22 protein-coding genes, 2 tRNA genes and 1 pseudogene are annotated in these 23881 nt (G+C 60.9%); 10 read left to right on the top strand and 15 right to left on the bottom strand.

The annotated features are described in order from the left end of the window. Positions 1-40 precede the first annotated feature (40 nt). Positions 41-169: pseudogene (locus tag FHS06_RS14420) on the bottom strand (type IV toxin-antitoxin system AbiEi family antitoxin domain-containing protein); the annotation flags it as partial. Positions 170-417: 248 nt separating this feature from the next. Between FHS06_RS14420 and FHS06_RS11605 the strand changes: the two are divergent. From FHS06_RS11605 to FHS06_RS11585, 5 genes are all read left to right on the top strand, one after another. Next, positions 418-1734 carry an MFS transporter gene (locus tag FHS06_RS11605; protein WP_310734810.1) on the top strand — a complete coding sequence of 439 codons (1317 nt, stop codon included), beginning with the start codon at positions 418-420 and terminating at the stop codon, positions 1732-1734. A 123-nt stretch (positions 1735-1857) separates the two neighbouring features. Then, positions 1858-2421, top strand: coding sequence for a GNAT family N-acetyltransferase (locus FHS06_RS11600; protein ID WP_167049442.1), 564 nt, complete (start codon positions 1858-1860; stop codon positions 2419-2421). 104 nt (positions 2422-2525) lie between these two features. Then, positions 2526-5105, top strand: a complete 2580-nt coding sequence (gene valS / locus FHS06_RS11595; protein WP_167049440.1) for a valine--tRNA ligase — start codon at positions 2526-2528, stop codon at positions 5103-5105. Between the two features lies 1 nt (position 5106). After that, positions 5107-5355 (top strand): hypothetical protein, encoded by a 249-nt coding sequence (locus FHS06_RS11590; RefSeq protein ID WP_167049437.1) that lies wholly within the window; start codon positions 5107-5109, stop codon positions 5353-5355. A gap of 30 nt (positions 5356-5385) precedes the next feature. After that, the gene (locus tag FHS06_RS11585; protein ID WP_167049435.1) at positions 5386-7440 is read left to right on the top strand and encodes a M3 family metallopeptidase; all 2055 of its coding nucleotides are present in this window, start codon (positions 5386-5388) and stop codon (positions 7438-7440) included. A 4-nt stretch (positions 7441-7444) separates the two neighbouring features. On the opposite strand, the gene FHS06_RS11580 is transcribed toward FHS06_RS11585, so the two are convergent. Together FHS06_RS11580 and FHS06_RS11575 are read right to left on the bottom strand one after the other, a co-directional pair. Continuing rightward, a complete protein-coding gene (locus tag FHS06_RS11580) occupies positions 7445-8074 on the bottom strand; it encodes a response regulator transcription factor (protein WP_167049433.1) in 630 nt (209 codons plus the stop codon). Next, positions 8071-9261: a sensor histidine kinase gene (locus FHS06_RS11575; RefSeq protein ID WP_167049431.1), complete on the bottom strand. Its 1191-nt coding sequence runs from the start codon at positions 9259-9261 to the stop codon at positions 8071-8073. The genes FHS06_RS11580 and FHS06_RS11575 overlap by 4 nt, the downstream gene beginning before the upstream one ends. Before the next feature lie 156 nt (positions 9262-9417). On the opposite strand from FHS06_RS11575, the gene FHS06_RS11570 reads away from it, so the two are divergent. After that, complete coding sequence (locus tag FHS06_RS11570; RefSeq protein ID WP_167049429.1) at positions 9418-10473, top strand: ABC transporter permease; 1056 nt, start codon at positions 9418-9420, stop codon at positions 10471-10473. Continuing rightward, on the top strand, positions 10470-11159 hold the full coding sequence (locus FHS06_RS11565) for an ABC transporter ATP-binding protein (RefSeq protein ID WP_167049427.1): 690 nt from the start codon (positions 10470-10472) through the stop codon (positions 11157-11159). Before FHS06_RS11570 ends, FHS06_RS11565 begins: the two co-directional genes overlap by 4 nt. A gap of 16 nt (positions 11160-11175) precedes the next feature. On the opposite strand, the gene clpX is transcribed toward FHS06_RS11565, so the two are convergent. From clpX to FHS06_RS11535, 6 genes are all read right to left on the bottom strand, one after another. Then, positions 11176-12444 (bottom strand): ATP-dependent Clp protease ATP-binding subunit ClpX, encoded by a 1269-nt coding sequence (gene clpX / locus FHS06_RS11560; protein ID WP_167049425.1) that lies wholly within the window; start codon positions 12442-12444, stop codon positions 11176-11178. 176 nt (positions 12445-12620) lie between these two features. Beyond that, positions 12621-13286, bottom strand: a complete 666-nt coding sequence (locus tag FHS06_RS11555) for an ATP-dependent Clp protease proteolytic subunit (protein ID WP_167049423.1) — start codon at positions 13284-13286, stop codon at positions 12621-12623. A 29-nt stretch (positions 13287-13315) separates the two neighbouring features. Beyond that, on the bottom strand, positions 13316-13900 hold the full coding sequence (locus FHS06_RS11550; protein WP_165142781.1) for an ATP-dependent Clp protease proteolytic subunit: 585 nt from the start codon (positions 13898-13900) through the stop codon (positions 13316-13318). A gap of 102 nt (positions 13901-14002) precedes the next feature. Continuing rightward, complete coding sequence (locus FHS06_RS11545) at positions 14003-14500, bottom strand: tetratricopeptide repeat protein (RefSeq protein ID WP_167049421.1); 498 nt, start codon at positions 14498-14500, stop codon at positions 14003-14005. A gap of 66 nt (positions 14501-14566) precedes the next feature. Further along, positions 14567-15937, bottom strand: a complete 1371-nt coding sequence (gene tig / locus FHS06_RS11540) for a trigger factor (RefSeq protein ID WP_167049419.1) — start codon at positions 15935-15937, stop codon at positions 14567-14569. 68 nt (positions 15938-16005) lie between these two features. Further along, positions 16006-16079, bottom strand: a tRNA-Pro gene (locus FHS06_RS11535). Between the two features lie 200 nt (positions 16080-16279). Between FHS06_RS11535 and FHS06_RS11530 the strand changes: the two genes are divergently transcribed. Together FHS06_RS11530 and FHS06_RS11525 are read left to right on the top strand one after the other, a co-directional pair. Further along, positions 16280-16353: transfer RNA gene (locus tag FHS06_RS11530), tRNA-Gly, on the top strand. 143 nt (positions 16354-16496) lie between these two features. Continuing rightward, a complete protein-coding gene (locus FHS06_RS11525; protein WP_167050315.1) occupies positions 16497-17537 on the top strand; it encodes an NAD(P)-dependent alcohol dehydrogenase in 1041 nt (346 codons plus the stop codon). Between the two features lie 121 nt (positions 17538-17658). Here FHS06_RS11525 and FHS06_RS11520 read toward each other — a convergent pair whose 3' ends face one another. Beyond that, entirely contained in the window at positions 17659-18195 is a 537-nt protein-coding gene (locus FHS06_RS11520) for a gamma carbonic anhydrase family protein (protein WP_167049417.1), read from the bottom strand. Between the two features lie 137 nt (positions 18196-18332). On the opposite strand from FHS06_RS11520, the gene FHS06_RS11515 reads away from it, so the two are divergent. Continuing rightward, on the top strand, positions 18333-18818 hold the full coding sequence (locus FHS06_RS11515; RefSeq protein WP_167049415.1) for a Dps family protein: 486 nt from the start codon (positions 18333-18335) through the stop codon (positions 18816-18818). 54 nt (positions 18819-18872) lie between these two features. Here the strand turns inward: FHS06_RS11515 and FHS06_RS11510 are convergent, their stop codons facing one another. From FHS06_RS11510 to FHS06_RS11490, 5 genes are read right to left on the bottom strand one after another with little or no spacing between them, the layout of a single operon-like run. Continuing rightward, positions 18873-20372 (bottom strand): amidohydrolase, encoded by a 1500-nt coding sequence (locus tag FHS06_RS11510; protein ID WP_167049413.1) that lies wholly within the window; start codon positions 20370-20372, stop codon positions 18873-18875. Then, positions 20369-21004, bottom strand: coding sequence for an FMN-binding negative transcriptional regulator (locus FHS06_RS11505; protein WP_167049411.1), 636 nt, complete (start codon positions 21002-21004; stop codon positions 20369-20371). The genes FHS06_RS11510 and FHS06_RS11505 overlap by 4 nt, the downstream gene beginning before the upstream one ends. A gap of 7 nt (positions 21005-21011) precedes the next feature. Then, positions 21012-22013: an Fpg/Nei family DNA glycosylase gene (locus tag FHS06_RS11500; protein ID WP_167049409.1), complete on the bottom strand. Its 1002-nt coding sequence runs from the start codon at positions 22011-22013 to the stop codon at positions 21012-21014. After that, entirely contained in the window at positions 22013-22546 is a 534-nt protein-coding gene (locus tag FHS06_RS11495; protein WP_167049407.1) for a ribose-5-phosphate isomerase, read from the bottom strand. The genes FHS06_RS11500 and FHS06_RS11495 overlap by 1 nt, the downstream gene beginning before the upstream one ends. 49 nt (positions 22547-22595) lie before the next feature. After that, positions 22596-23762: a ferrochelatase gene (locus FHS06_RS11490; RefSeq protein ID WP_167049405.1), complete on the bottom strand. Its 1167-nt coding sequence runs from the start codon at positions 23760-23762 to the stop codon at positions 22596-22598. Positions 23763-23881: the final 119 nt, after the last annotated feature.

Here is a 23881-nt window from a genome sequence, read left to right as displayed (position 1 = left end):
CGACAAGTTCAATGTCAGCGTGTGGAAGCGCAACCCACCCCCGCCGAGGGCGGATCAAAGTGCCTCTGTGAAGAGCGTCGGCGATGCGATGTCGCCTCACACCCCGTCGCTCCAACGTCGCAACGCGTGCGACTCCACTAGACGATTCGACGGCGTCAAGGAGATTCATAGAGATCAGGATGAGTCGCTGGCACGCCCTAGACGGCGACGTGCACCGCATTCCTGAACTTCAGCGACGGATAACGAGCTGTGGAGAACGAACAAGAATCGGTCGGAGAATCGCCGTAAGTCGGAACGGAAATAGGCATTTCATCCGCCCGAGCGCGATTCTCCGTCGCAACACCTCGGCCTGAAGGGTTGAAGCAATTGTTGGCCTGCGTGCAACAACACGCGAAAGCAGTGGCAGGATGGTCTCTCGTGACTTCTGCTGCGACACTTCCCCCCTCATCCGCGTCGACGAAGCCCACTCGCCGCGTGGCGTGGGCATCAATGGTCGGTACGTCCCTCGAATCGTTCGACTTCTACGTCTATGCGTACTTCGCCGCGTTCTTCGTTGGACCGCTCTTCTTCGATCCGCTCGGCGCGGTCGGCGGCACGACGCTCGCTTTCCTGACGATCGCGATTGCTTTCGTCGTTCGCCCCATTGGCGCCCTGATCTTCGGCTACATGGGAGATCGTCTCGGCCGGCGCACGACGCTCCTCTGGACAATCGGCATCATGGGAGTCGCAACGGGTCTAATCGGCGTATTGCCCACCTACGCGCAGGCAGGATGGCTGGGCGCGGTTTTGCTCGTCGTTCTCCGCATCGCCCAGGGCATCTCGCTCGGCGGCGAGTGGGGCGGATCGATCCTGATCGCAACAGAGCATGCAAGCCCCGTGAAGCGCGCTTTCTACGCTGCAATTCCGCAACTAGGATCGCCCGTTGGTTCGATCCTCTCCGCCACTTTGTTCATCATCATGACCACGGCGCTACCCGCAGAGGATCTCTCCGCGTGGGGATGGAGAGTCCCCTTCCTCGTCGCTTTCCCACTGCTCGCAGTCTCGATCTATCTCCGCCTCAACATCACCGAAACTCCCGTGTTCGAAGGTGTGAAAGAGCAGAAACGCCGCGACCGCGTTCCCTTCTTGACGATGTTCAAGAGCAGCCCAATCGCAATGGCCGTAGCAATCGGTGCCGCCCTTCTCGGAATCGGCTCGTACGCCCTCATGAACACCTACACGATCAACTACGGCGTGACTGAGCTCGGCTTTTCGTACCAGAGCCTGCTCGTTGCGACCACTATCGGAGCGTTACTGCAGCTTGTCACTATTCCCCTATTCGGAGCGTGGGCCACGCGCATCGGATCCGCACGTCTCGTGATGTTCGGGTCACTTGGCACGCTGCTGATTGCGTTCCCGATGTATTACCTGCTGCAGTTCGCAACTTTCCCGATTCTCGTCAGCACGATGATCGTTGGCGGCATCCTGCCCACCATGGCGTGGGCGGGCCTCGGCGGACTCATGTCAGATCTCTTCCCAGCGCACTTCCGCTATTCGGCGCTCTCGTTCGCCTATGCGATCGCGGCGACGGTGAGTGGATTCGTTCCGAGCATCACGCTTGAGCTCGGCAAGTCCACCGACTTCGCGTGGTGGCATCCCGGAATTGTGTTGGGCGCGATGTCGGCGATAACGCTAGTGGCCGCGTGGGCGGCATCTCGCATGACAAAGGTCGACAGCATCCAAGAGCGCGTCTGAGTTCGGTCGGAGAATCGCATTCCGTCGGATCCCTTCGCAAAGAACCTCCCGACACAGTGCGCTTCTCCGACCGCACGAGGATTGGGCTTGAGCAGTGTGGGCCGAGTGCCTGAGGATTGTTGAGTGAAAGACACCGAAGGCTACGACCTCAGGATCGAGACGACGAGACTCAGCATTCGTCCGCTGCAAGAGCATGACCTCCCAGCCCTCGAACTCATCCTCGGCGATGCGATAACGATGACAGCGTACGAGGGTGCCTTTTCGCCCAGGGAATGCGCGTCATGGCTGCGTCGACAGCGTGAACGCTACGCAACCGACGGCTGCGGGCTTTGGGCTGTAGTCGAGCGATCGACCGGAGAACTAGTGGGTCAGTGCGGGATCACGCGTCAGCTGATCGACTCCGATGAGGTGTGGGAAGTCGGGTACCTCTTTCGACGCGATGTCTGGGGGCGCGGCTTTGCTACGGAAGCCGCATCGGCATCTCGCGATTGGGCCTTTGAAGCGCTGGATGCCGATGCGATCTTTGCAAAAGTGCGAGATACCAACATTGCGTCTATGAATGTCGCAATCAGGCTCGGAATGACAGTGCAGCGAAGCTTCACCGTCAACTACCGCGGCGTTGACATGCGCCACTTGGCGTTCGCGATCGACCGCGCGACGTGGCGATCCGGTTCAGACCGGGTGTGAGCGCGATCGCGGGAACGCAAGCGCCACAAGCGCCGTTAGAATCGGTGGGTTCCGACATTCAGGCACGCTCACACAGTGCCGCACATATCGCCGAGGAGTCTCCCGTGGCCGAAGCAATCATTCCCGACAAGCCCGCCCTCGAAGGACTCGAAAAGAAGTGGGATGCCGCGTGGTCAGCGGCCGCAACCTACGCCTTTGACCGTGCCGCTGCGGCGAAGGTCGGCCGGGCCGGTGTGTTCAGCATCGATACTCCCCCGCCGACGGCGTCGGGGAGCCTCCACATCGGACACGTATTCAGCTACACCCACACCGATGTCAAGGTGCGCTTTGAGCGCATGCGTGGCAAGACTGTCTTCTACCCGATGGGTTGGGACGACAACGGACTCCCCACCGAACGTCGCGTTCAGAACTACTATGGCGTGCGCTGCGACACGTCGCTCCCCTACACACCCGACTTCGTGCCGCCCTACGAAGGTGGCGACAACAAGAGCAGCAAGGCTGCCGACCAGCTGCCGATCAGCCGCCGCAACTTCATCGAACTGTGCGAACAGCTGACTGTCGAAGATGAGAAGTTCTTCGAGGAGCTTTGGCGAAGCCTCGGACTCAGCGTCGATTGGTCGCAGACGTACCGCACAATCTCGGACGAGACGATGCGTAGCAGTCAGCTCGCTTTCCTTAAAAACATCGAACGGGGCGAGGCGTACCAGTCGATGGCACCCACGCTCTGGGATGTCGACTTCCGCTCGGCGATCGCACAGGCCGAGCTTGAAGACCGTGAGCAGCAGGCCGCCTACCACCGAGTGGCTTTCCACAAGAGCGACGGCAGCGGTGACGTAGTGATTGAAACCACCCGCCCCGAGCTGCTCGCTGCGTGCGTCGCGCTCGTTGCACACCCGGATGACGAGCGCTACCAGCCGCTGTTTGGCACCACTGTTCGCAGCCCACTTTTCGACGTTGAAGTGCCAGTTCTCGCGCACCAGCTTGCGCAGAAAGACAAGGGCTCGGGCATCGCGATGATCTGTACGTTCGGTGACGTCACCGACATCATCTGGTGGCGCGAACTCGATCTCCCCAACCGCACAATCATGGGCAAGGACGGCCGCATCGTCGCCGATGCTCCCGCTGCACTTGTCAGCGACTCGGCGAAGGCACACTACGCAGAGCTCGCTGGAAAGACTGTGTTCAGCGCGAAAAAGCGCATCGTTGAGCTGCTGACCGAATCGGGCGAGCTGCTGGAAGTTGGAAAGCCCTTCTCGCACGCCGTGAAGTTCTTCGAGAAGGGTGACCGCCCGCTTGAAATCGTGTCGACCCGCCAGTGGTACGTGCGAAACGGCGCTCGTGATGCGGAACTTCGCGAGAAGCTGGTGAGCCTCGGTCATGAGGTGGCGTGGCATCCGGATTTCATGCGCGTGCGCTACGAAAACTGGACCAACGGGCTCACCGGCGACTGGCTCGTTTCGCGTCAGCGCTTCTTCGGCGTGCCGATTCCGCTTTGGTACGCGCTCGATGAGAACGGTGAGCGCGACTACGACCGCGTACTCGTGCCCGACGCTTCGCTTCTTCCTGTGGACCCCACCACCGATGTGCCTGCCGGTTACAGCGAAGACCAGCGCGGCGTCGCCGGCGGTTTTGATGCCGAACGCGACATTTTCGACACCTGGGCGACGTCATCGCTTACGCCGCAGCTCGCGGGTGGCTGGGAGCGCGACCCGGAGCTCTGGAACCTTGTTGCGCCGTTCGACCTTCGCCCGCAGGGTCAAGACATCATTCGCACGTGGCTCTTTTCGACCATGCTGCGAAGCGCGCTCGAAGACAACCGCACACCGTGGAAAAACGCGGCCATCTCTGGCTTCATCGTTGACCCCGACCGCAAGAAAATGTCGAAGTCGAAGGGCAACGTCGTTACGCCTGCCGACATCCTCGAAAAGCATGGATCGGATGCTGTGCGCTACTGGGCAGCCTCTAGCCGCCTCGGCACGGACGCGGCTTTCGACCCACAGAACCCGACCCAGATCAAAATTGGTCGTCGCCTTGCGATCAAGGTGCTGAATGCGGCGAAGTTCGTGCTGTCGTTCCCGGTGCCCGAGGGTGCAGAAGTGACGCACCCGCTCGACGCGTCGATGCTCGCAAACCTCAACACGGTGATTCGGGATGCCACAACAGCTCTCGAAAACTACGATCACGCCCGCGCGCTCGAAATCACTGAGTCGTTCTTCTGGACATTCTGCGATGACTACCTCGAGCTCGTAAAAGAACGCGCGTACGACCAGCGTCACGAAGCTCAGGCATCTGCGGCTCTCGCGCTGCGTATCGCCCTCTCGTCCTTGCTGCGGCTGCTCGCGCCCGTCCTGTCGTTTGCCACCGAAGAATCATGGTCGTGGTTCAACGAAGGCTCGATTCACACAGCAGCGTGGCCCGAGGTTCAAGAAACCCACGGTGACACTGCCGTACTGTCGATCGTCGGAGAAGCCCTGATCGGTATTCGACGCGCCAAGACTGAGGCCAAAGCGTCGCAAAAGACAGCCGTCGCACGGATGACGATCGCGGGGGCGCCGGTCGCACTCGCGGCGCTCCGGCTCGCCGAAGACGACCTCAAGGCCGTGGGCCGCATCGCAGAAATCGACTACGTTTCGGGTGAGACAACCGCCGTCACCCACATCGAACTCGCACCGCAGGAGGTCTGACATGCAACTCGGAACCCGCTGGAGCGTCGGCACGCAACCGCCGACCGCCGTACCGGCCGCACTGCACGCCGAAATCGCGCGCGTTGAAGAGTCAATGATCCCGGACGGGCTTGCCGCAGCGACACCTCGCTGGACGCTCACGTTTCTCGAGGGTCGCCCCGTCGCAGAGCTTGAGACCGGCACAATCGTCACTCTTGACCATGAAGGCAACGCGGTCGTGCGGCACGACGAAGACGACGAGTTCGCGTAAGCAGCCCTTCGCGCGGGCTACCCTCGAACAATGACGGATGCCTCGGCCAATCCCCTTCTAACGCTCAGCGATCGTCCGTACGGGCTTCCGCCGTACGACCTGATCGAGTCGAGCCATTACCTGCCAGCGTTCGAGGCGGGCTTCGCCGAGCACCGCGCTCAGATTGCTGCGATCACCGCGTCTGAGGAGCCTGCAACATTCGAGAACACGCTCGTCGCGTGGGAGCGAAGCGGAGAGCTACTCGGTCGAGTTTCGCGGACTTTTTACACTGTTTCCTCCGCCGATGCGACGGCAGCGATTCAAGAGATCGACGAGCTCCTCGCACCGCTCATGTCCGCGCACTTCGATGGAATATTGCTCGATAGCGCGCTCTACAAACGCGTTTCCGCGGTCCACGCGGAGCGCGGCGCGCTTACCGACCCTGAGCCGCGGTATCTCGTCGAACGGCGATTCACCGCCATGACTCGCGCAGGTGCGGGCCTGAATGATGAAGCGAAACGCGACCTTCGCGAACTCAACCAGCGCCTCTCGGTGCTCACAACTTCGTTTGAAAAGAACCTGCTCGCTGACACAAACGACCTCGCACTGCATTTCACTGATGATTCGGAACTTTCCGGTCTCGGCTCAGGCGAGTTGCAGTCGGCGAAGGCTGCGGCCGGCGAACGCGGGCTTGAGGGGTATTTGATCACCCTCCGCCTGTTCACAGGGCATCCGCTTCTCGCCTCGCTCACGTCACGAGAAACTCGCGCGAAGCTCATGCATGCGTCCCGTGCGCGCGGCACCGCGGGCGGCGCTCACCCAAATGATCACGTACTTCTTGAGATCGTGCGGCTGCGTGCCGAACGCGCAGAGCTCCTCGGGTTCGAGTCCCATGCGGCGTTCATCACGTCGGGCGAAACAGCCGGTTCGCCGGATGCCGTAGCAGCAATGCTGCGCCGTCTTGCCGTGCCCGCCGCTCGAAATGCCGCCGCGGAGCAAAGTGCGCTGCAGCGCATCATCGACGAAGGCGTAGATGAGTCATACCCGCTGAAGGCCTATGACTGGGCGTACGCCACCGAAAAAGTGCGCGCGGCAGAATATGATCTAGATACCGCCGCGCTTCGACCATGGTTCGAGGCCAACCGCGTACTCAAAGACGGAGTGTTCTTCGCGGCATCCGCCCTCTACGGCGTCACGTTCACCGAACGCGAAGATGTCGGCGCGTACCACCCAGACGCGCGAGTGTTCGAAGTGCACGAGTCCGACGGTTCACCCATTGGGCTGTTCATTCTCGATCTGTACACGCGCGACTCTAAGCGCGGCGGTGCGTGGATGAATTCCATCACGGTGCAGTCGGCATTGGGCGACGAGCATCCGATCGTCGTCAACAATCTCAACGTTTCGAAGCCAGCCGAAGGCGAACCGACGCTTCTGACCCTCGACGAGGTGACCACGCTTTTTCACGAGTTCGGACACGCGCTCCACGGTCTTTTCGCACGTGTGACGTTCCCTTCGTTCGGTGGAACTAACGTCTTCCGCGACTTCGTCGAGTTCCCGAGCCAAGTCAATGAGATGTGGATCTACTGGCCAGAGGTCCTGCAGAACTACGCTCGCCATGTCGAAACCGGTGCGCCGCTTCCGCAAGAGATTGTTGAGAGCCTCACAGCGTCGGCGGTTTTCAATGAGGGATTTGCAACGAGCGAATATCTGGCTGCAGCCTGGCTCGATCAGGCGTGGCATTCGCTCAGTGCAGCGGATGCCGCCACAGTCAGTGACGTCGCAGCATTCGAACGAGACGCTCTCGACGACATTGGCCTACAGAACCCCGTCATTCCGCCGCGGTACTCGTCCACCTACTTCGCGCATGTCTTCTCCGGTGGATACAGCGCGGGGTATTACTCCTACATCTGGAGCGAAGTCCTCGACGCTGACACCGTGAAGTGGTTCGGCGAAAACGGCGGGCTCGCGCTCGAAAATGGTGAACGTTTCCGCTCGCTCGTACTCGGGGTCGGTGGGTCACAGAACCCGCTCGATGCGTTTCGTAACTTCCGCGGACGGGATGCCGACATCGCTCCGTTGTTGGAGCGTCGGGGACTCACGAGCTAAGCGTTCACCGGAAGATGCCGTGCGTCCGCGCTGCGGCGACGGCAGCGCTGCGTGAAGCGACTCCAAGCTTCGTGTACACGTGCGCTAGGTGCGTCTTCACGGTCGCTTCGCTGACGAACAAGCGCGCGGCTACTTCTGCGTTGCTCAATCCCTCGGCAACAGCGCTGAGGACGTCAATTTCGCGTGCAGATAGTGAAACGGCGGGGCTCCGGAGACGATTCATTAGGCGGCCAGCTATCGCGGGGGCAAGGGCGCTTTCTCCTGCCGCCGCAGCGCGAATCGCAGCAAGCAAGTCGTCCGCCGGCGCATCTTTGAGGAGGTATCCGCTCGCTCCGGCTTCGATCGCGGTGAGGATGTCAGCATCCGTGTCGTAGTTCGTGAGGATGAGCACGGCAGGATGCGGCTCGCTCGCGATGATCGCACGCGTTGCGTCTGCGCCGGTCTCAGCGGCTCCGAACTGCAGATCCATCAATACAACATCGGGCTTCGTGCTGGCCGCAGCGCTTACCGCTTCGGTGGGAGTTGCTGCCTCACCGACAACCTCGACATCGGGAGCTGTACTGAGCAGCGCAAGAAGCCCTGCGCGCACCACTGGGTGATCATCCCCGATGACAACACGTACAACCCGGCTCATTGCAGTTCGTCCGGAATGCGCACTGTCATGCGGGTACCCTGACCGGGCTGCGTTGAAATGCGCACAGATCCCCCAAATTGTTCGACGCGTTCGCGGGTAGCCCGCAGACCAAAGGAGCCGCGAGCTTCTGCGTCTCGCTCGACGAGGGTCTGATCGAAACCGACTCCATCATCTTCTACTGTGAGAACGAGCACATCCGGTTCCCGGACGATTTCAATACAAGCGTGGCGTGCCGACGAATGTGCAACGACGTTCGCCATCGCGCCCTGAGTGACGCGCAGGAGCGCAGTTTGGATGGGCATCGCAATTTCAAGCGCGTCGGCCACGCGAATATCGATCTCAAGCTCTGACGCCGCCCATGCACTCGCCGCGAGTCGGCGCAGCGCTCCACCAAGGCTCTGCTCGTCGAGCGGCGGCGGCACGAGTTCGCGCACAAACCGTCGAGCTTCAGCGAGACTTGCCGTGGCGGCTTCGCGGGCCAAGCTCACTTGAGACCTTGCAGCTGATGCTGGATCTTTACGCTCGGCGGCACTCAACAGGAGTGTGATGCTCGAAAGCCCCTGAGCAACGGTGTCGTGAATTTCCCGTGCCAGTCGCTCGCGCTCGGCGAGCACTCCCGCCGCACGCTCGCTGGCAGCTAAGCGGCCCTGTGTCGCCAAAAGGTCTGTGTAGAGCCGCTCGTACGCCTCGCTTTCGCGCCGGAGTGCGAGCGACGACATCCCGATGAGGAGCGCGACGCCCGCTCCGATGATCGGCCCGACAACGCCTCCAACGGTCCATTCCCCGTGAACACCCAGCGCTCCGATCGAGGCTGCTGTGAGCAACAAGACCAGCGGTACTTCCCAGCGCGGTGGGGAGATATCGAGTGCGAGAAAAAACAGTGGGAACACGAGGTATGCGGCGTAGGGCGTGACTATCACGAGAGCTATCCAAAGCAACGCGAGGACGACGAACCAGATTCGCTGCGCGCGGATGCGACGCGCGGCAGAACGCAGCGTGTGAGAAAGCAATATCAAGGCGTAAGCGACAGCGATCGCTACACTCGCGGCCAGAATCAGGCCCCAACGCGAGTTTCCGTCGATTCCGGTAATGAAGACGACAAAGACGAGCAACAACGCAAACAGCGCCTGCAAACCGATTTGCAGCCCCACGACGATTGGACTCACCGTCTGATGATGCGCACTCATATCCTCACAAGACTATGGGGAGCAACAGGCACAGACATCGTTCAAAAGGTGGAGTGGCTCTCATCCCCGGGGTTGCGAACCCTCACTCTGACTACCGATGCGCAATCGAGTATGCGGCGAGAGGCTGAGATCACACATTTCGACTGAGGAGCACACATGTTCGTCGCTTGGCGAGATATTCGATTTGCCCGTGGCCGGTTCGCACTCATCGTCGCGGTGGTCACACTCATCACAATTCTCGTCGGGTTTCTGAGTGGGCTCACGGGTGGGTTGGCATGGCAGAACATCTCCGGTGTGGTGAGCTTGCCCGCCGACCGAGTTGTCCTCGCGCCAAGCAGCACTGGCGCAACGCCTTCGCTCGCCGACTCCGCCGTTACCACGGCCCAGAAAACTGAGTGGGCGAACAGTCCTGGCATAGACAGCGTTACGGGTCTTGGAATCAGTCAGCTCCGCGCACAGACGAGCGACGAGCGAATCGCGGTAGCCGTCTACGGCGAAGATGATGTCGCGGGCGTTTCGAAGGGCGATGTTCTGCTGTCGACGCCGGCTGCATCGGAGCTGAATGCCGCCGTCGGTGACACCGTGACGATTGCCGGTTTGGACTTTACAGTCAGTGCCGTGGCCGGCGACGACTGGTACAGCCATACTCCGATTGTTCGCCTCACTCTCGGCGATTGGCAAGCGCTGCAGGCAGCGACGGGCAATAACGATGCGTTCGCGACGGCACTGCTCGTCAAGGGAGAAGCGTCGTGGAGCACGGTCGACGCGGAAGCCGGCACAACCTCAGCATCCGTCGTCGGCGCTCTCGCCACCCTGCCGGCATTCCGCTCCGAAATAGGTTCGCTTCTGCTGATCGTCGCCCTTCTTTTTGGAATCTCTTCTCTCGTCGTTGGAGCTTTCTTCACGGTCTGGACGATGCAGCGCCGCGGCGATGTGGCGATTCTTAAAGCGCTCGGGGCGAGCACATCCGCTCTGCGCCGCGACGCGCTGGGGCAAGCGCTCGTGGTGCTCACAGGCGGCACAGCCGTCGGGATGCTGGTAGTCACCGGAGCAGGCCTCGCGATACAGGGTTCGCTGCCGTTTCTGCTGAGCCCGCTCACCACAGTTGTGCCGGCTCTCCTCATGATCGTTGTCGGTCTCGTCGGCGCTGCGTTCGCCCTTCGCTCCGTAACAACTGCAGATCCACTCACAGCACTCGGGAGCAACCGATGATCACCCTCACCTCCGTAACGCTCACCTTCCCCGATGGCGCAACGCGCGTTCGAGCCGTCGACGACGTGTCGCTTAGCGTGCTGCCCGGCACAGTCACAGGTGTGACCGGCCCATCGGGGTCAGGTAAGTCGAGCTTGCTTGCCGTCGCTTCCACACTCATCCGTCCCGACAGCGGTCAGGTCGTGATCGATGGAGTGGATGCCGCAGCGCTCTCAGCCGATGACGCCACAACGCTCCGCCGCGAACGCATCGGAATAGTCTTCCAGTCGGCGAATCTCCTGCCGTCGTTGACAGCTCGCGAGCAGCTGATCGTAATGAATGAACTCGCGGGGCGGAAACGTCGAGCACGGGGTGACGTCGGGTCTCATGCCGACGAGCTGCTCGATGCTGTCGGAATGAGTGAGCACAGTCACAAACGGCCTCACCAGCTATCGGGTGGCCAGCGTCAGCGCATCAACATCGCGCGCGCACTCATCAATGAGCCAAGTGTCCTTATCGTGGACGAACCGACCAGCGCACTCGACAGTCAACGAAGCGTGCAGATTATGTCGCTCTTAGTCGACCTCACGACTCAGCGATCAACCGCCACACTGCTCGTCACCCACGACCTTGCGCTCGCACCGCAAATGCACGAGGTCGTGGAACTGCGTGACGGGATTCTTACGAAGTCACGCGTGAGCGCGTAGCAGAGGCGTTACTGCCTCAGGCGCTCTTGCGCTTCTGCTGCAGTATGAAGGTCGGGGCAGCGTTGGTCTCTACAGATTCGCGGGTGATGATGACCTTGTCGACGTCGTCGGCAGACGGAATCTCGAACATGATCGGTCCGAGAACATCTTCCAAAATCGCACGCAATCCGCGTGCGCCTGTCTTTCGCAAGACGGCAAGGTCGGCAATTGCTTCGAGAGCGCCGCTTTCGAATTCGAGCTCGACGCCGTCGATCTCGAACATACGCTGGTACTGCTTCACGAGCGCGTTCCGCGGAGTCGTCAAGATCTCCATCAGTGCGGACTGGTCGAGCGGTGCAACCGACGCGACGACCGGAAGACGGCCAATGAATTCGGGAATCAAACCGAACTTGTGCAGGTCTTCAGGAAGAACCTCACCGAAAAGATTCGCCTGTGCGTCTTTGTCTTGCAGCTGAGCGCCGAATCCGACTCCGTGGCGACCAACTCTCGAAGAAATGATGTCTTCGAGACCCGCGAACGCGCCAGCAACGATGAAGAGCACGTTTGTCGTGTCAATTTGGATGAACTCTTGGTGAGGGTGCTTGCGTCCACCCTGAGGCGGGACGGATGCCACTGTGCCCTCGAGGATCTTCAGCAGCGCCTGCTGCACGCCCTCACCCGAGACATCACGGGTGATCGACGGGTTCTCGGCTTTCCGAGCCACCTTGTCGACCTCATCGATGTAGATGATTCCGGTCTCGGCGCGCTTCGTGTCGAAGTCGGCTGCCTGCAAGAGTTTGAGAAGGATGTTCTCGACATCCTCACCGACGTAGCCCGCTTCGGTTAGCGCCGTCGCATCTGCGACAGCGAAAGGTACATTAAGTCGTTTCGCCAGCGTCTGCGCCAGATACGTCTTTCCGCAACCGGTGGGTCCAAGAAGCAAAATATTGCTCTTCGCGATTTCTACCTCATCGGCACGCTGTTCAGCAGAAGTAATTGTCGTGTGCGAACGCACGCGCTTGTAATGGTTGTAGACCGCGACGGAAAGAGCACGCTTGGCGTCTTTCTGTCCGACGACATATTCCTCGAGAAAGTCGAAAATTTCGCGGGGCTTCGGTAGCTCGAAGTCGGAGACGACTCCGGAGCCCTGCTCGGCCATCCGCTCTTCGATGATCTCGTTGCACAACTCAACGCACTCATCGCAAATATAGACGCCGGGGCCGGCGATGAGTTGTTGCACCTGCTTTTGGCTCTTGCCGCAGAAGGAACACTTGAACAGGTCGGCGCTTTCACCGATTCGTGCCATTTCGCTCCTCCTTAAGGCGGCTTTCACCGTGGTTTTCGAGCCTAGCCGCTGCAACCGACATCCGCCGGTATTGTCGCGCGCTCGCCGTGAATGGCTTCACGCTCGCCGGTAGATCCGATAAAAAAGCGGCGACGCTCCGGTATACAGAACCGGAGCGTCGCCGCATGAGGTCATGCTCAGGACGTGATCGCAGCGGGGGTGCGCTTGCGAGTCGTCAGCACCTGGTCGACAAGGCCGTATTCCACTGCCTGGTCTGCCGAGAGGATGTTGTCACGATCGATATCGCGGTTCACCTGCTCCTGGGTGCGGTTGGAGTGCTTGGAGAGCGTCGCTTCAAGCCACGTGCGCATGCGCAGGATCTCAGCCGCCTGGATTTCAATGTCCGAGGCTTGACCCTGACCGGCCTCGCCGACGGCAGGCTGGTGAATCAGAATACGAGCATTGGGCAAAGCGAGACGCTTGCCGGGTGCGCCAGCCGCGAGCAGAACAGACGCAGCGGATGCCGCCTGGCCCAAAACGACTGTCTGGATCTGCGGAGAGACGTACTGCATGGTGTCGTAGATCGCCGTCATCGCGGTGAACGATCCACCGGGTGAGTTGATGTACATGATGATGTCGCGGTCAGGATCCTGGCTCTCGAGAACCAGCAACTGTGCCATGACGTCATCCGCAGATGCGTCGTCAACCTGCACACCGAGGAAGATGACGCGGTCTTCGAAGAGTTTGTTGTACGGGTCCTGACGCTTGTAGCCATAAGCCGTGCGCTCTTCGAACTGCGGCAGTACGTAGCGGCTGCTGGGCATCTGAAGGCCCTGCGGGTAACCGAAGGAGGGGGTGTTCATGCGGATATTCTCTCTTTCGCCTTCGATACTCAGTTTTTGGTACCGCCGCCGCCAGTGACGTCGGTGGCGTGTTCGCGAATGTGGTCAACGAAGCCGTATTCAAGGGCCTCTTCAGCGCCGAACCAGCGATCACGGTCACCATCGGCGTTAATCTGCTCGACGCTCTTGCCGGTCTGGCCCGCTGTGATCTCAGCGAGACGGCGCTTCATGTCGAGAATGAGCTGCGCCTGGGTCTGAATGTCGCTTGAGGTACCGCCGAAGCCACCGTGCGGCTGGTGGAGCAAAACACGCGCGTTCGGGGTGATGTAGCGCTTGCCCTTCGTTCCGCTTGTCAGCAGAAGCTGTCCCATCGATGCTGCCATGCCAATTCCGACTGTCACGATGTCGTTCGGAACGAACTGCATCGTGTCGTAGATCGCCATGCCTGCGGTGATAGAACCACCGGGAGAGTTGATGTAAAGGTAGATGTCTTTCTGCGCGTCCTCAGCTGCCAGAAGCAAGATCTTGGCGCAGATTTCGTTTGCGTTCTCGTCGCGCACCTCTGAACCGAGCCAGATGATGCGATCCTTCAGCAGCCTGTCAAAGACGCTGGTTGCCATGAGAGGTTCGGCCATGTTCACTCCTGATTTCGTGGACGTGACATTGAATCTACCGGCGGGAAATGGAGGCTCAGCCCGTGTTCGCCGTCGGCATACGACGTGTCGGCATCCTGGTCTCTAAATCTCGCGGGTAGGAGATCGCAGCTCATCGGCGTACGCGCGCACAGAACGTGAATATTGCGGCAAATGGGGAGAGAGAGCAGCAAGCGCAACCGAGGCGGCTTCGGCAGGCCGGCCATCGCTCGCGAGCGCGAGCGCATAGAAGGCTTCGACGGCGTCCGCGAGACCGTGGCGGTGGGCGGTCTGGCGCTCAGCTTGCAGCAGCCTGATACTTTCCGTCACATCGCCGAGATTTCGAAGAGTGCTCGCTAGTTGGATCGACGCTTGCACGCGCTGCAGCTCGGGAAGGCCTGCTTTAAGCGCACGGCGGTAGAAGGCGACAGCATCCTGTTCGACACCGGCTGAATCTCGGGCTCCCCCGCGTTCGAAGAGGGCAACCGGATCCGATTCATCTCGTTCCGCGGCGACACGGTCGATAGCGGCGATGCGTTCTACATCGTTCAAAGCCGCGTCGGCCCACACTGCATCGATGCGCTCTTGCCAGCTCAGGCTCATGGCGCAGTCTCCTCAAATGACGAAGGCGCGGATGCCGCAGCACCCACGCCTTCGTCAGTAACGTCTTTACTTGGTGTCTTCGTCGGCCTCAGCGTCTGCTGCGGCTTCGGTGATTTCTTCAGCCTCGTCGACGATTTCTTCTTCGGCTTCAGCCTCATCTTCCACAGCGATGAAACCGGAAAGGTCAACAGCGTTTCCGTTGGTGTCAACAACGTTGACGCGACCGAGCGCGACGGCGAGAGCCTTGTTTCGAGCAACCTCACCCATGAGTGCAGGAAGCTGGTTGTTCTCCTGCAGTGCGTTGACGAAGTCCTGCGGAGCCATGCCGTACTGAGCGGCCGACTGGATGAGGTACTGCGTCAGTTCGTCTTGCGAGACCTGAACGTTGTTCTCTTCCGCGATTTTGTCGAGCAGAACCTGCGTACGGAACTGCTTCTCGCTCGCTTCGGTGACCTCGGCGCGGTGCTCGTCGTCGTCAAGACGGTTTTCGCCTTCAAGGTGAGTGTGTACCTCGTCTTCCACCAGCTGCGGCGGGACGGGGATCTCAACCTGCTCAAGCAGCGCCTCAACGAGCTTGTCGCGTGCGGCTGAACCCTGCGAGAAGGTCGACTGCTGAGCAACGCGGTCGGCAAGCGAACCACGAAGCTCTGCCAGCGTGTCGAACTCGCTGGAGATCTGTGCGAAGTCATCGTCAGCTTCGGGAAGCTCGCGCTCCTTGACGGCCTTCACTGAAAGAGCAACTTCGGCCTCTTCGCCGGCGTGGTCGCCGCCGACGAGCTTCGAGCGGAAGGTCGTGTCTTCACCGGCGGTCAACGAGTCAAGTGCTTCGTCGATACCCTGGAGCAGCTCGCCGGAGCCAACTTCGTAAGAGACGCCTTCGGCCCGGTCGATTTCGTTGCCATCAATCGTGGCGACGAGGTCAAGCTCAACGAAGTCACCAGTTGCCGCGGGACGGTCAACGGTGACAAGCGTGCCGAAGCGTGCGCGGAGCTCGTCGAGCTCCTTGTCGATGGCGGCCTCGTCGGTCTCGACGGCGTCGACCGTAATGGTTGTGCCTTCGAATGCGGGGAGTTCAAACTCGGGACGCACGTCGACCTCGACGGTGACGAGCAGGTCGCCGGAGAAGTCTTTGTCGTTGGGCCATTCGACGATGTCGGCGCTCGGGCGGCCGATCACGCGAATCTCGTGAGCCGAGACGGCTTCGCGATAGAAGGTGTCAAGGCCTTCACTCACGGCGTGCTCAATGACGGCACCGCGCCCAACGCGCTGGTCGATGATCGGCGCGGGAACCTTACCCTTGCGGAAACCAGGAACCTGGATGTCCTGAGCGATGTGCTCGTAGGCGTGCGCGATGCTCGGCTTGAGCTCGTCGGGGGTGACCGTGATGTGGAGCTTCACACGTGTGGGCGTGAGTGTCTCGACGGTGCTGGTGACCATACCTGTTCGTTCTCCTCTGATTTCCACGCGCATGAGCCGTGGGCTGAAGGTCTGGGGGCCTAATTGTGTCGGGGCGACAGGATTCGAACCTGCGGCCTCCCGCTCCCAAAGCGGGCGCTCTACCAAGCTGAGCTACGCCCCGGACGGGCGCGCACGCGAACGTGCACGAAAATCGGCCCCCATTACTCTAGCTGACCCGCGCCGTTCTCCCTACCGGGGCGAAAGAGCGAACGAGAGACGGTCGAATGTGTATTACGATTAGTCGGTGCCTACGGGCAGCGGAAAGCGAAAGTTATCCGCGATAACTGAACACTCACGTTGTGGCCAAGATTGGCCGCATGCGGGGCTGTAGCTTAGTGGTAAAGCCTCTGTCTTCCAAACAGATGATGCGAGTTCGATTCTCGTCAGCCCCTCCATACATTAGGTCTTCCGATGAAGACCTCAGCTAGCCTTCCGGCAGCACGCTCAGCTCGCAGCGGTATTGCGGGCGTAGCCTATTTGAGGCTTCGGAACGTGCGACGGTCGTGCGCAAAAAGGCCACGAAAGTGAGTACATGAATATGCGTGCGATGCGCTTTACTGCCTGGCAGAGCTTTCCGACACTCGAAGAGATTGAGCGGCCGACGCCGGGTCCCGGTGAAGTCTTGTTAAAAGTCGCGGGCGCGGGAGCCTGCCACTCTGACGTATCGATCTTCTCTGACTTCACGGCGGAGACAGCACCGGGCGGAATGAACGCACCGTTCACCCTTGGTCATGAGAACTCTGGCTGGATCGAAGAGGTCGGCCCTGGCGTGACGGGTTTTGAAAAAGGCGATGCCTACCTTGTGTACGGCCCCATCGGGTGTGGCCACTGCATCCCATGCACTCGCGGCCAGGACACGTATTGCCAGAACGTCGCGACACAGCCCTACCTTGGAATCGGCCTCGGTCGCGATGGCGGCATGGCTGAGTATGTCGTTGTCCCCACCCGAAACCTTGTCGCCCTCGGCGACGCCGACCCCGTAGCTGCAGCTCCCCTGGCGGATGCCGCGCTGACGCCCTATCACGCGATCACCCTCGCGCAGCCGGTTCTCGCCAAGGGCGGCGCGACAGCGCTCGTGATTGGTCTCGGTGGGCTTGGTCAGATTGCCGTACAGATTCTCAAGGCATTGACCGGCGCAACGATCATCGCAACAGATGCGAAAGAAGACGCCATGACTCGCGCCGCTGAGCGTGGTGCAATCACTGTAGGCGCGGGCGAAGACCAGGCCGCGCGCATTCGAGAAATCACGGGCGGTCGTGGCGTGGACGCTATCTTCGACTTCGTCGGCGTCACTCCCACGATCAAGCTCGGACAGTCAGTTCTCGCCCAGGGCGGGCGCCTCACAGTCGTCGGCATCGCGGGCGGCGAAGCTACGTGGTCGTTCTTCACGAACCCGTACGAGGCTGTCATCACAAACACCTATTGGGGATCGATCGCCGACCTTCACGAGGTTGTCTCGATGTACCAGGCAGGCCAGATCACACCTGACATCGAGCGTTTCACTCTCGATGAGGCCCCCGAGGCATACAAGCGGATGCAGGCTGGCACGCTGTCGGCGCGCGCGGTCATCGTCCCGTAGTCCAAAACATCACTTCACTGCGTCGGAGAATCGCACTCCATAGGAGGTTTCTCGCAAAGAGTCTCCGAATTTGTGCGATTCTCCGACGCTGTTTCTATTCAGACGGAGTGTGACTCGAGGCTCAGGCGGGTAGTGCGCCGCGGTGCTCGGCGCTGTGCGCACGATAAGAGGCTGCGTTTTTCAGGATGCCGGCGCGCTCTTCCGCGGTGAGCTCACGTCGCACCTTCGCCGGGACACCAGCAACAAGTGATCCGGGCGGAATCACCGCGCCTTCCAGCACCACTGCTCCCCCGGCGACCAGGCTTCCGGCACCGATGACGGCGCCAGAAAGAATAACGCTGCCCATTCCGATGAGGCATCCGTCTTCGATTATGCAGCCGTGGACGACAGCGTTGTGCCCGATCGACACGTTTTCTCCCACGGATGCCGCGTGGCCGCTGTCGACGTGAATCGATACGTTGTCTTGCACATTGCTTCCGGCCCCGATCGTGACTGCCGCGCTGTCGGCTCGAAGAACGGCGTTGTACCAAATGCTCGCGCCTTCAGCGAGGGTGACTGCCCCCACAACGCGTGCGCCATCTGCCACGAATGCCGTCGAATCGATGGTCGGAACATGGCCGGGGAGGCTGAGGACTGAAGCACTCTGAGCAATCGTCATACGAATCACGGTAGTGGTGCTCTACGAAGGAAGGTAAGCAGAACCTTGATAAGCGTTGCCTCAACTTGCTTGCGGAATATTTTCCGCTCAGTACCGTTGAACAAAGCAGAACAACTGCAAGACCCGGAGGTACGACTATGACTGACACAAAGACCACCCTCGCAACCACCGCCGACCCCACCGTTGCAGCGGGCACGGCACAGTTCCTCGCCCCCGTAGCCCTCGGTCTTCAGGCCCTCGCCGTCAATGGCAAGCAGGCACACTGGAACGTGCGCGGCGCGAACTTCATCGCTATCCACGAACTGCTCGACACCGTCGTGAGCAACGCCCAGGCAGGCGCCGACACTGCTGCTGAGCGCATCGTCGCTCTGGGTCTCCCCATCGACGCCCGCCTCAGCACCATCGCGCAGAAGACCGCTGAGACTGCAGTTCCGGCAGGATTCACCCAGTGGGACGCGATTGTCGCAAACATCGTGACCGACATGGACACAGTTCTTGTCGACGTGCGCGCGGCAGTAGAAGGCCTCGACGAGATCGACCAGACCAGCCAGGACGTCGCGATCGAGATTCAGCGGAGCCTCGAGAAGGACCGTTGGTTCCTCGTCGCACACATCAGCGGCTGAATCATTCACACGATGACGGCCCCGCTGGCGCTATGCCAGCGGGGCCGTCATCGTTTAAGCGAGGTGAGTGAGACGAGACGAGATCATCGTTGCTCGCACCGACATCGCGCGAAGCTCTGACTGATCGGCGGTACGCGGATCAGCGTCTACAACGATGAGGTCCGCTAGCGCACCAGGAACAATAGTCTCCGGAGAAAGCGAGCCGGAGTGAGTGGACGCGGCAAGCGCCGTATCAATATCGAGCGCCTGCTCGGGTCGCCACGGTTCGCGCCCATCACGAGTGCGGAATGTCGCCGCTGCAAGAGCTGCCCACGGATCCAGCGGCGAGACAGGAGCGTCGGAGCCAAACTGGAGCGCAATTCCTGCGTCAGCCAGCGCCCGAAGCGGGTAGGCGAGAGCCGTCTGCCCGGCCCACTCCACATCGGTGATATCGCGGTCATCAATCGCGTGTTCCGGCTGCACGCTTGCGGTGATGCCAAGCCGCGCGAATCGCTGAATATCGGCGTGCGCAACCAATTGTGCATGCTCAATCGATCCACGCGCGCCCGTGAGGGCGAAAGCATCCAGAGCACCCGAACCTGCGACGTCGCCAATGGCGTGAATTGCGCTGTCGATGCCGTTGGCGGTCGCGATCGTCATGAGTTCACGAAGTGTGTCGTTATCGATTGTGAGCACGCCGTGGTTCAACGGATCGCCGGTATATGGGTGGGAGCATGCAGCAGTGCGCGTGCCCAGTGAGCCATCGCGAATCACTTTCAGTGGACCAACGCGAACAAGATCGGATGCCGCGCCTCGCACTGTGTCGCCGGTACGAAGACCCTCGGTTATTGCACGCTCCAAAAACATTGGGTAGATGCCAAACCGAACGCGGAGTTCGTCGAATCCACCCTCGAGGCGGCGCGCCCATGATTCGTCGTTCCATTCCATGTCGAAGTCGATGAGACCGACGACTCCCCGCGCCGCCGCGGCACGCGCCATCTGGCGCACGTGCGCATCTCCCATTCGCGGATCGACATGATTCAACCGCCGAGAGATCTCGAAAGCGGGCTCTTCGCGCACAACTCCGTCAGCGGCATCCATCTGTTCGCGACGGAGAGCGGCAGAGTTCATCCACACGCTGTGCACATCTGCATTGATGATGTAGGTCGGTATTTGGCCCGTTGCCTCGTCGAGCAAAGCCAAGCTGGGCACATCGTTCCAGAGTGCGTCTCGAAAGCCGACACCGACGCGACGACCGTCCACGAGCGGCGGCGTATCAGCCATGATCGATGCGGCATGAACGGCAGAAACAGCTTCGCCAACATCACGACGTTGTGCGCTCAGTGCGGTTTGAAGAACGTGCACGTGATGATCCCAGAGACCCGGCAGCACCCAGCCGCCGTGGGCATCAACGACCTCGCCCTGCGGTGGCACAGCCCCCGCAGGCGCAATATCTGCGATGTGCCCGTTCGCAATGAAGATGTCGGATGGGCCGTCCCAGGGCAGAAGCGCGCTGCCAGAGCCCGAAATTCGACCACCGCGAATCGTGCCGACGTGCTCCCCTACCGCAGTCATGCGTTCACACCCCTCACACGCGCTCGGCGCATCTCTTCGGCGAGCGACTGGTTCGAATGCACACCGTCATCCTCGAGTTCGCCGATGATCGTGTCGATGACGTCCGCCGGCCGGTTCTGACTCATCTTTCGTTTACCGACGACTCGCGACGGAGTGAGACGGAAGCCCACAGTTCCACTGGCCAAGCGCTGCACGAAGGCTTCATCATTGGGACGCTCCCACATGCCTCTGGGATGCGGCATTCCATTTTCGAATCGGTTCACCAGGCGATCAAGGACCGCCAGATTCTCTTCGGCGCTAAGAAGCTCCGGGACGCCGCTCAAATGTGCCGAGATGAAGTTCCACGTGGGCACGGCCGCGACGTCGCCGTACCAAGACGGTGAGATGTATCCATGCGGACCCTGCACGACAACAAGCAACTCGCGCTCACCGAGGCCAAGAATCGCGTCGTCTGGTTTGCCCACATGACCGACAATTGTCAGGTCATCGCGGCTGTCGTCGAGCAGCACAGCGTAGTGAGATGCCACCAGGCCATCGGGACCGGTGCTCACCAATGTGACCCAGGGGTTGAGTTCGATGAGACGTCGCAGCTCGGCGACATCCGTCATCACGAAACTCGGGTTCTGTCTCATCTTTTCCTTACGCTTGGCATTTGGGGCACCAGTAGAGTTTTCGACCGGCCGCCTCTTCGAGCAATATCGCCGTACCGCAGACTCGACATGGCAGTCCGGCACGGTGGTAGACCCAGTGGCGGTCGTCCCGCGAAGCCATGGCGCGACGGTACGACTCCGGATCGAGATCGTCCATTGTCATCATTTGACCGGTCTCAACGCCAATCGACAGCAAACGAACCCAGTCCCGCCACAGCTCACGAACGGTCGCCGTTGGAACCTCCCGCCCGGGCGTGTGCGGATTTTGGCGGGCGCGAAAGAGCATCTCGGCGCGATACACGTTTCCGATGCCACTGATCACGGCCTGGTCCATCAGGAGAAGTCCGATCGCCGTAGGTTTACGGGCAACGACCGAGACAAAGCGTTCCTCCCCCACTGCGGGGTCATCAACGAGCGGATCAGGGCCGAGTTTTGCAACCGACGCCGCCATCTCATCAGATGTCTGCACTTGACACGCTGTGGGCCCGCGGAGGTCGGCACACGTCGAGTCTGTGAGAAGTCGCAGTCGCACCTGTCCAACAATCGGCGGAGGCCACTCCGCGTCATCCTCGGCGAGCCCCTTCGTCTGCTCAGACATCCGCACATGCACCCGAGCTTTTCGCGGTGCACCTATTGAGGCGAGAGAGTTTTCACCCGCTGCATCCATGATTGCTTGGTCTTCGAGAACAGTCCCGCGTTGGTTGGTCTGACCCATGCGCCCGTTCGCCGAAGCAATAGTCGAATCCACGAGAATCTCGCCGGAAAAGTCCCATGCACCGTAAAGGCCGAGGTGCACTCGAAGCCAAAGATCGCCTTCAAACTCCAAGAACATCTGCTTGCCCACGGCGCGCGCACCGAGGAGCGTACGGCCCGACAGCAGGGACGCCCCCTCAGAAAACCGTCCTTGTGGGCTCGACGCGGCAACCGTGCGGCCTTGAAAATTACGTGCAAATTGGCGTGCGATCCGGTGGACGGAATGTCCTTCGGGCATCAGCCGGCTTCGGGGTCGAACGAATCGGGGGCGCTCACACCTGTGCGACCAGCGCGCGGGTCGGCCACGAGAGACCCGTCAGTCTCATACTCGGCCAGCTGCGCGATGCGGCGCGCATGGCGCTCTTCGTCTGAAAAGGGTGTCGCGATGAATCGATCGATGAGTTCGGATGCCTCGGCAAAGGTGTGCTGGCGAGCCCCGATAGCAATCACATTCGCATCGTTGTGCTGTCGCGCAAGTTCTGCGGTCGACAGATTCCACACGAGTGCCGCGCGGACGCCCAATACCTTGTTCGCAGCGATCTGTTCACCGTTTCCCGAACCGCCGAACACCACGCCGAGCGTCTCGATTCCCGCAGCTTGGTCGCGAACGACAGCTTGCGCCGCGCGAATACAAAAAGCGGGATAGTCATCGAGCGGCTCGTACGCGATCGGGCCGTGGTCAACGACCTCGTGGCCCGCGTTCGCCAAATGGCGTTGCAACTCCGTCGAGAACTCGAGGCCAGCATGATCTGTCGCGATGTGGATGCGCATGTGTCGATCCTAGAGATTTGGGCGAGCGGCGAATAAACGCTGCCTTCGGTTACGGGACGATACCGGCGGCGGCAGGTTTAAACCCGGCGCGCACGTTCTCACAGCAACCCGGTCGGCACACGTCGAACCAGGGGCCGAGTTTCGTGACGTGTGGACGCTCAGCCACAGGAGTTCCGTTGAGGCGCTCTTCGATCAGGTCGACGAGGCCAGCAACGTACTCGGGGGCAGTGCCCGGCGTCGGAGTCCGCGCGAAACGAAGGTTAGCTTCAGCCGCGGCTTCCATCGCTTCGGTATCGAGGTCCCACATAACTTCCATGTGGTCGCTGACAAAGCCGAGCGGCACAACGATGACGGCGGTAGCGCCAGTCGCGGGAAGCTCCTCAATGACATCGCAGACGTCGGGCTCGAGCCAGGGTTGTGTCGGCGGGCCCGAACGCGACTGATAAACGAGCTGCCAATCGATAACAGCTGCGGCGGGAACTTCGCTCGTGACCTCAGACATCACGTAGGCAGCGACAGCTTCGTGCTGCGCCGCGTATGCTCCACCCGGGCCGAGATCAAGATCCCGGGGACCCGATCGCTCAGCGTCAGCCATCGGTACCGAGTGGGTCGAGAAGAGAATTCGGATGCCGTCAGCTTCTTCACCGTCTGCCAGCATCTGAACAACCGCGGCTTTGACGCCGTCAACGAACGGAGCGACGAAGCCCGGGTGATCGAAGAACTGCCGCACCTTGTCGATCGTGACCGTGTCGCTCAGCCCGGTTTCGGTAAGTACTCGTGCGTAATCTTCGCGGTACTGACGACAGCTTGAGAACGAGCTGTAAGCACTTGTGGCGAGCCCGAGGAGGGTGTGGTCGCCGGCATCCGCTGCTTCTTGGACTGCCTCGTTGAGATAAGGCGCCCAGTTGCGGTTGCCCCAGTAAATGGGGATGTCGATCTCGCGCCGGGCAAGTTCGTCTTCGAGTGCGGCCTTGAGCGCACGGTTCTGTGCGTTGATGGGGCTGATCCCGCCAAAGGCGCGATAGTGATGCGCAACCTCCTCGAGCCGTTCATCAGGGATGCCTCGGCCGCGGGTGACGTTACGGAGGAAGGGGATGACATCATCCTGGCCCTCGGGTCCGCCAAAGCCTGCGAGCAGGATGCCGTCGTATGCGGTGGGAGTTTCGATGTGGGGCGCGCCAGTGGAGGCGGCGGCAGATGAGAAGGGAACACTCATCTTGCTATCCTCGCACCTCGGCGGCGCTCCTGGATCGCTACAGCGGGCGACGATAGGGTTGATATGCCGCGCCGCCGCGATCCGCCCAAGCGCGCCATGTGAGCTCAGCCTCACGAAGC

Origin of the sequence: Microbacterium halimionae (assembly GCF_011761265.1) — a bacterium.
Taxonomy (GTDB): Bacteria; Actinomycetota; Actinomycetes; order Actinomycetales; family Microbacteriaceae; genus Microbacterium; species Microbacterium halimionae.
Note: the sequence above shows the minus strand (reverse complement) of the source record. Positions and strands in the feature narration are given on the sequence as shown.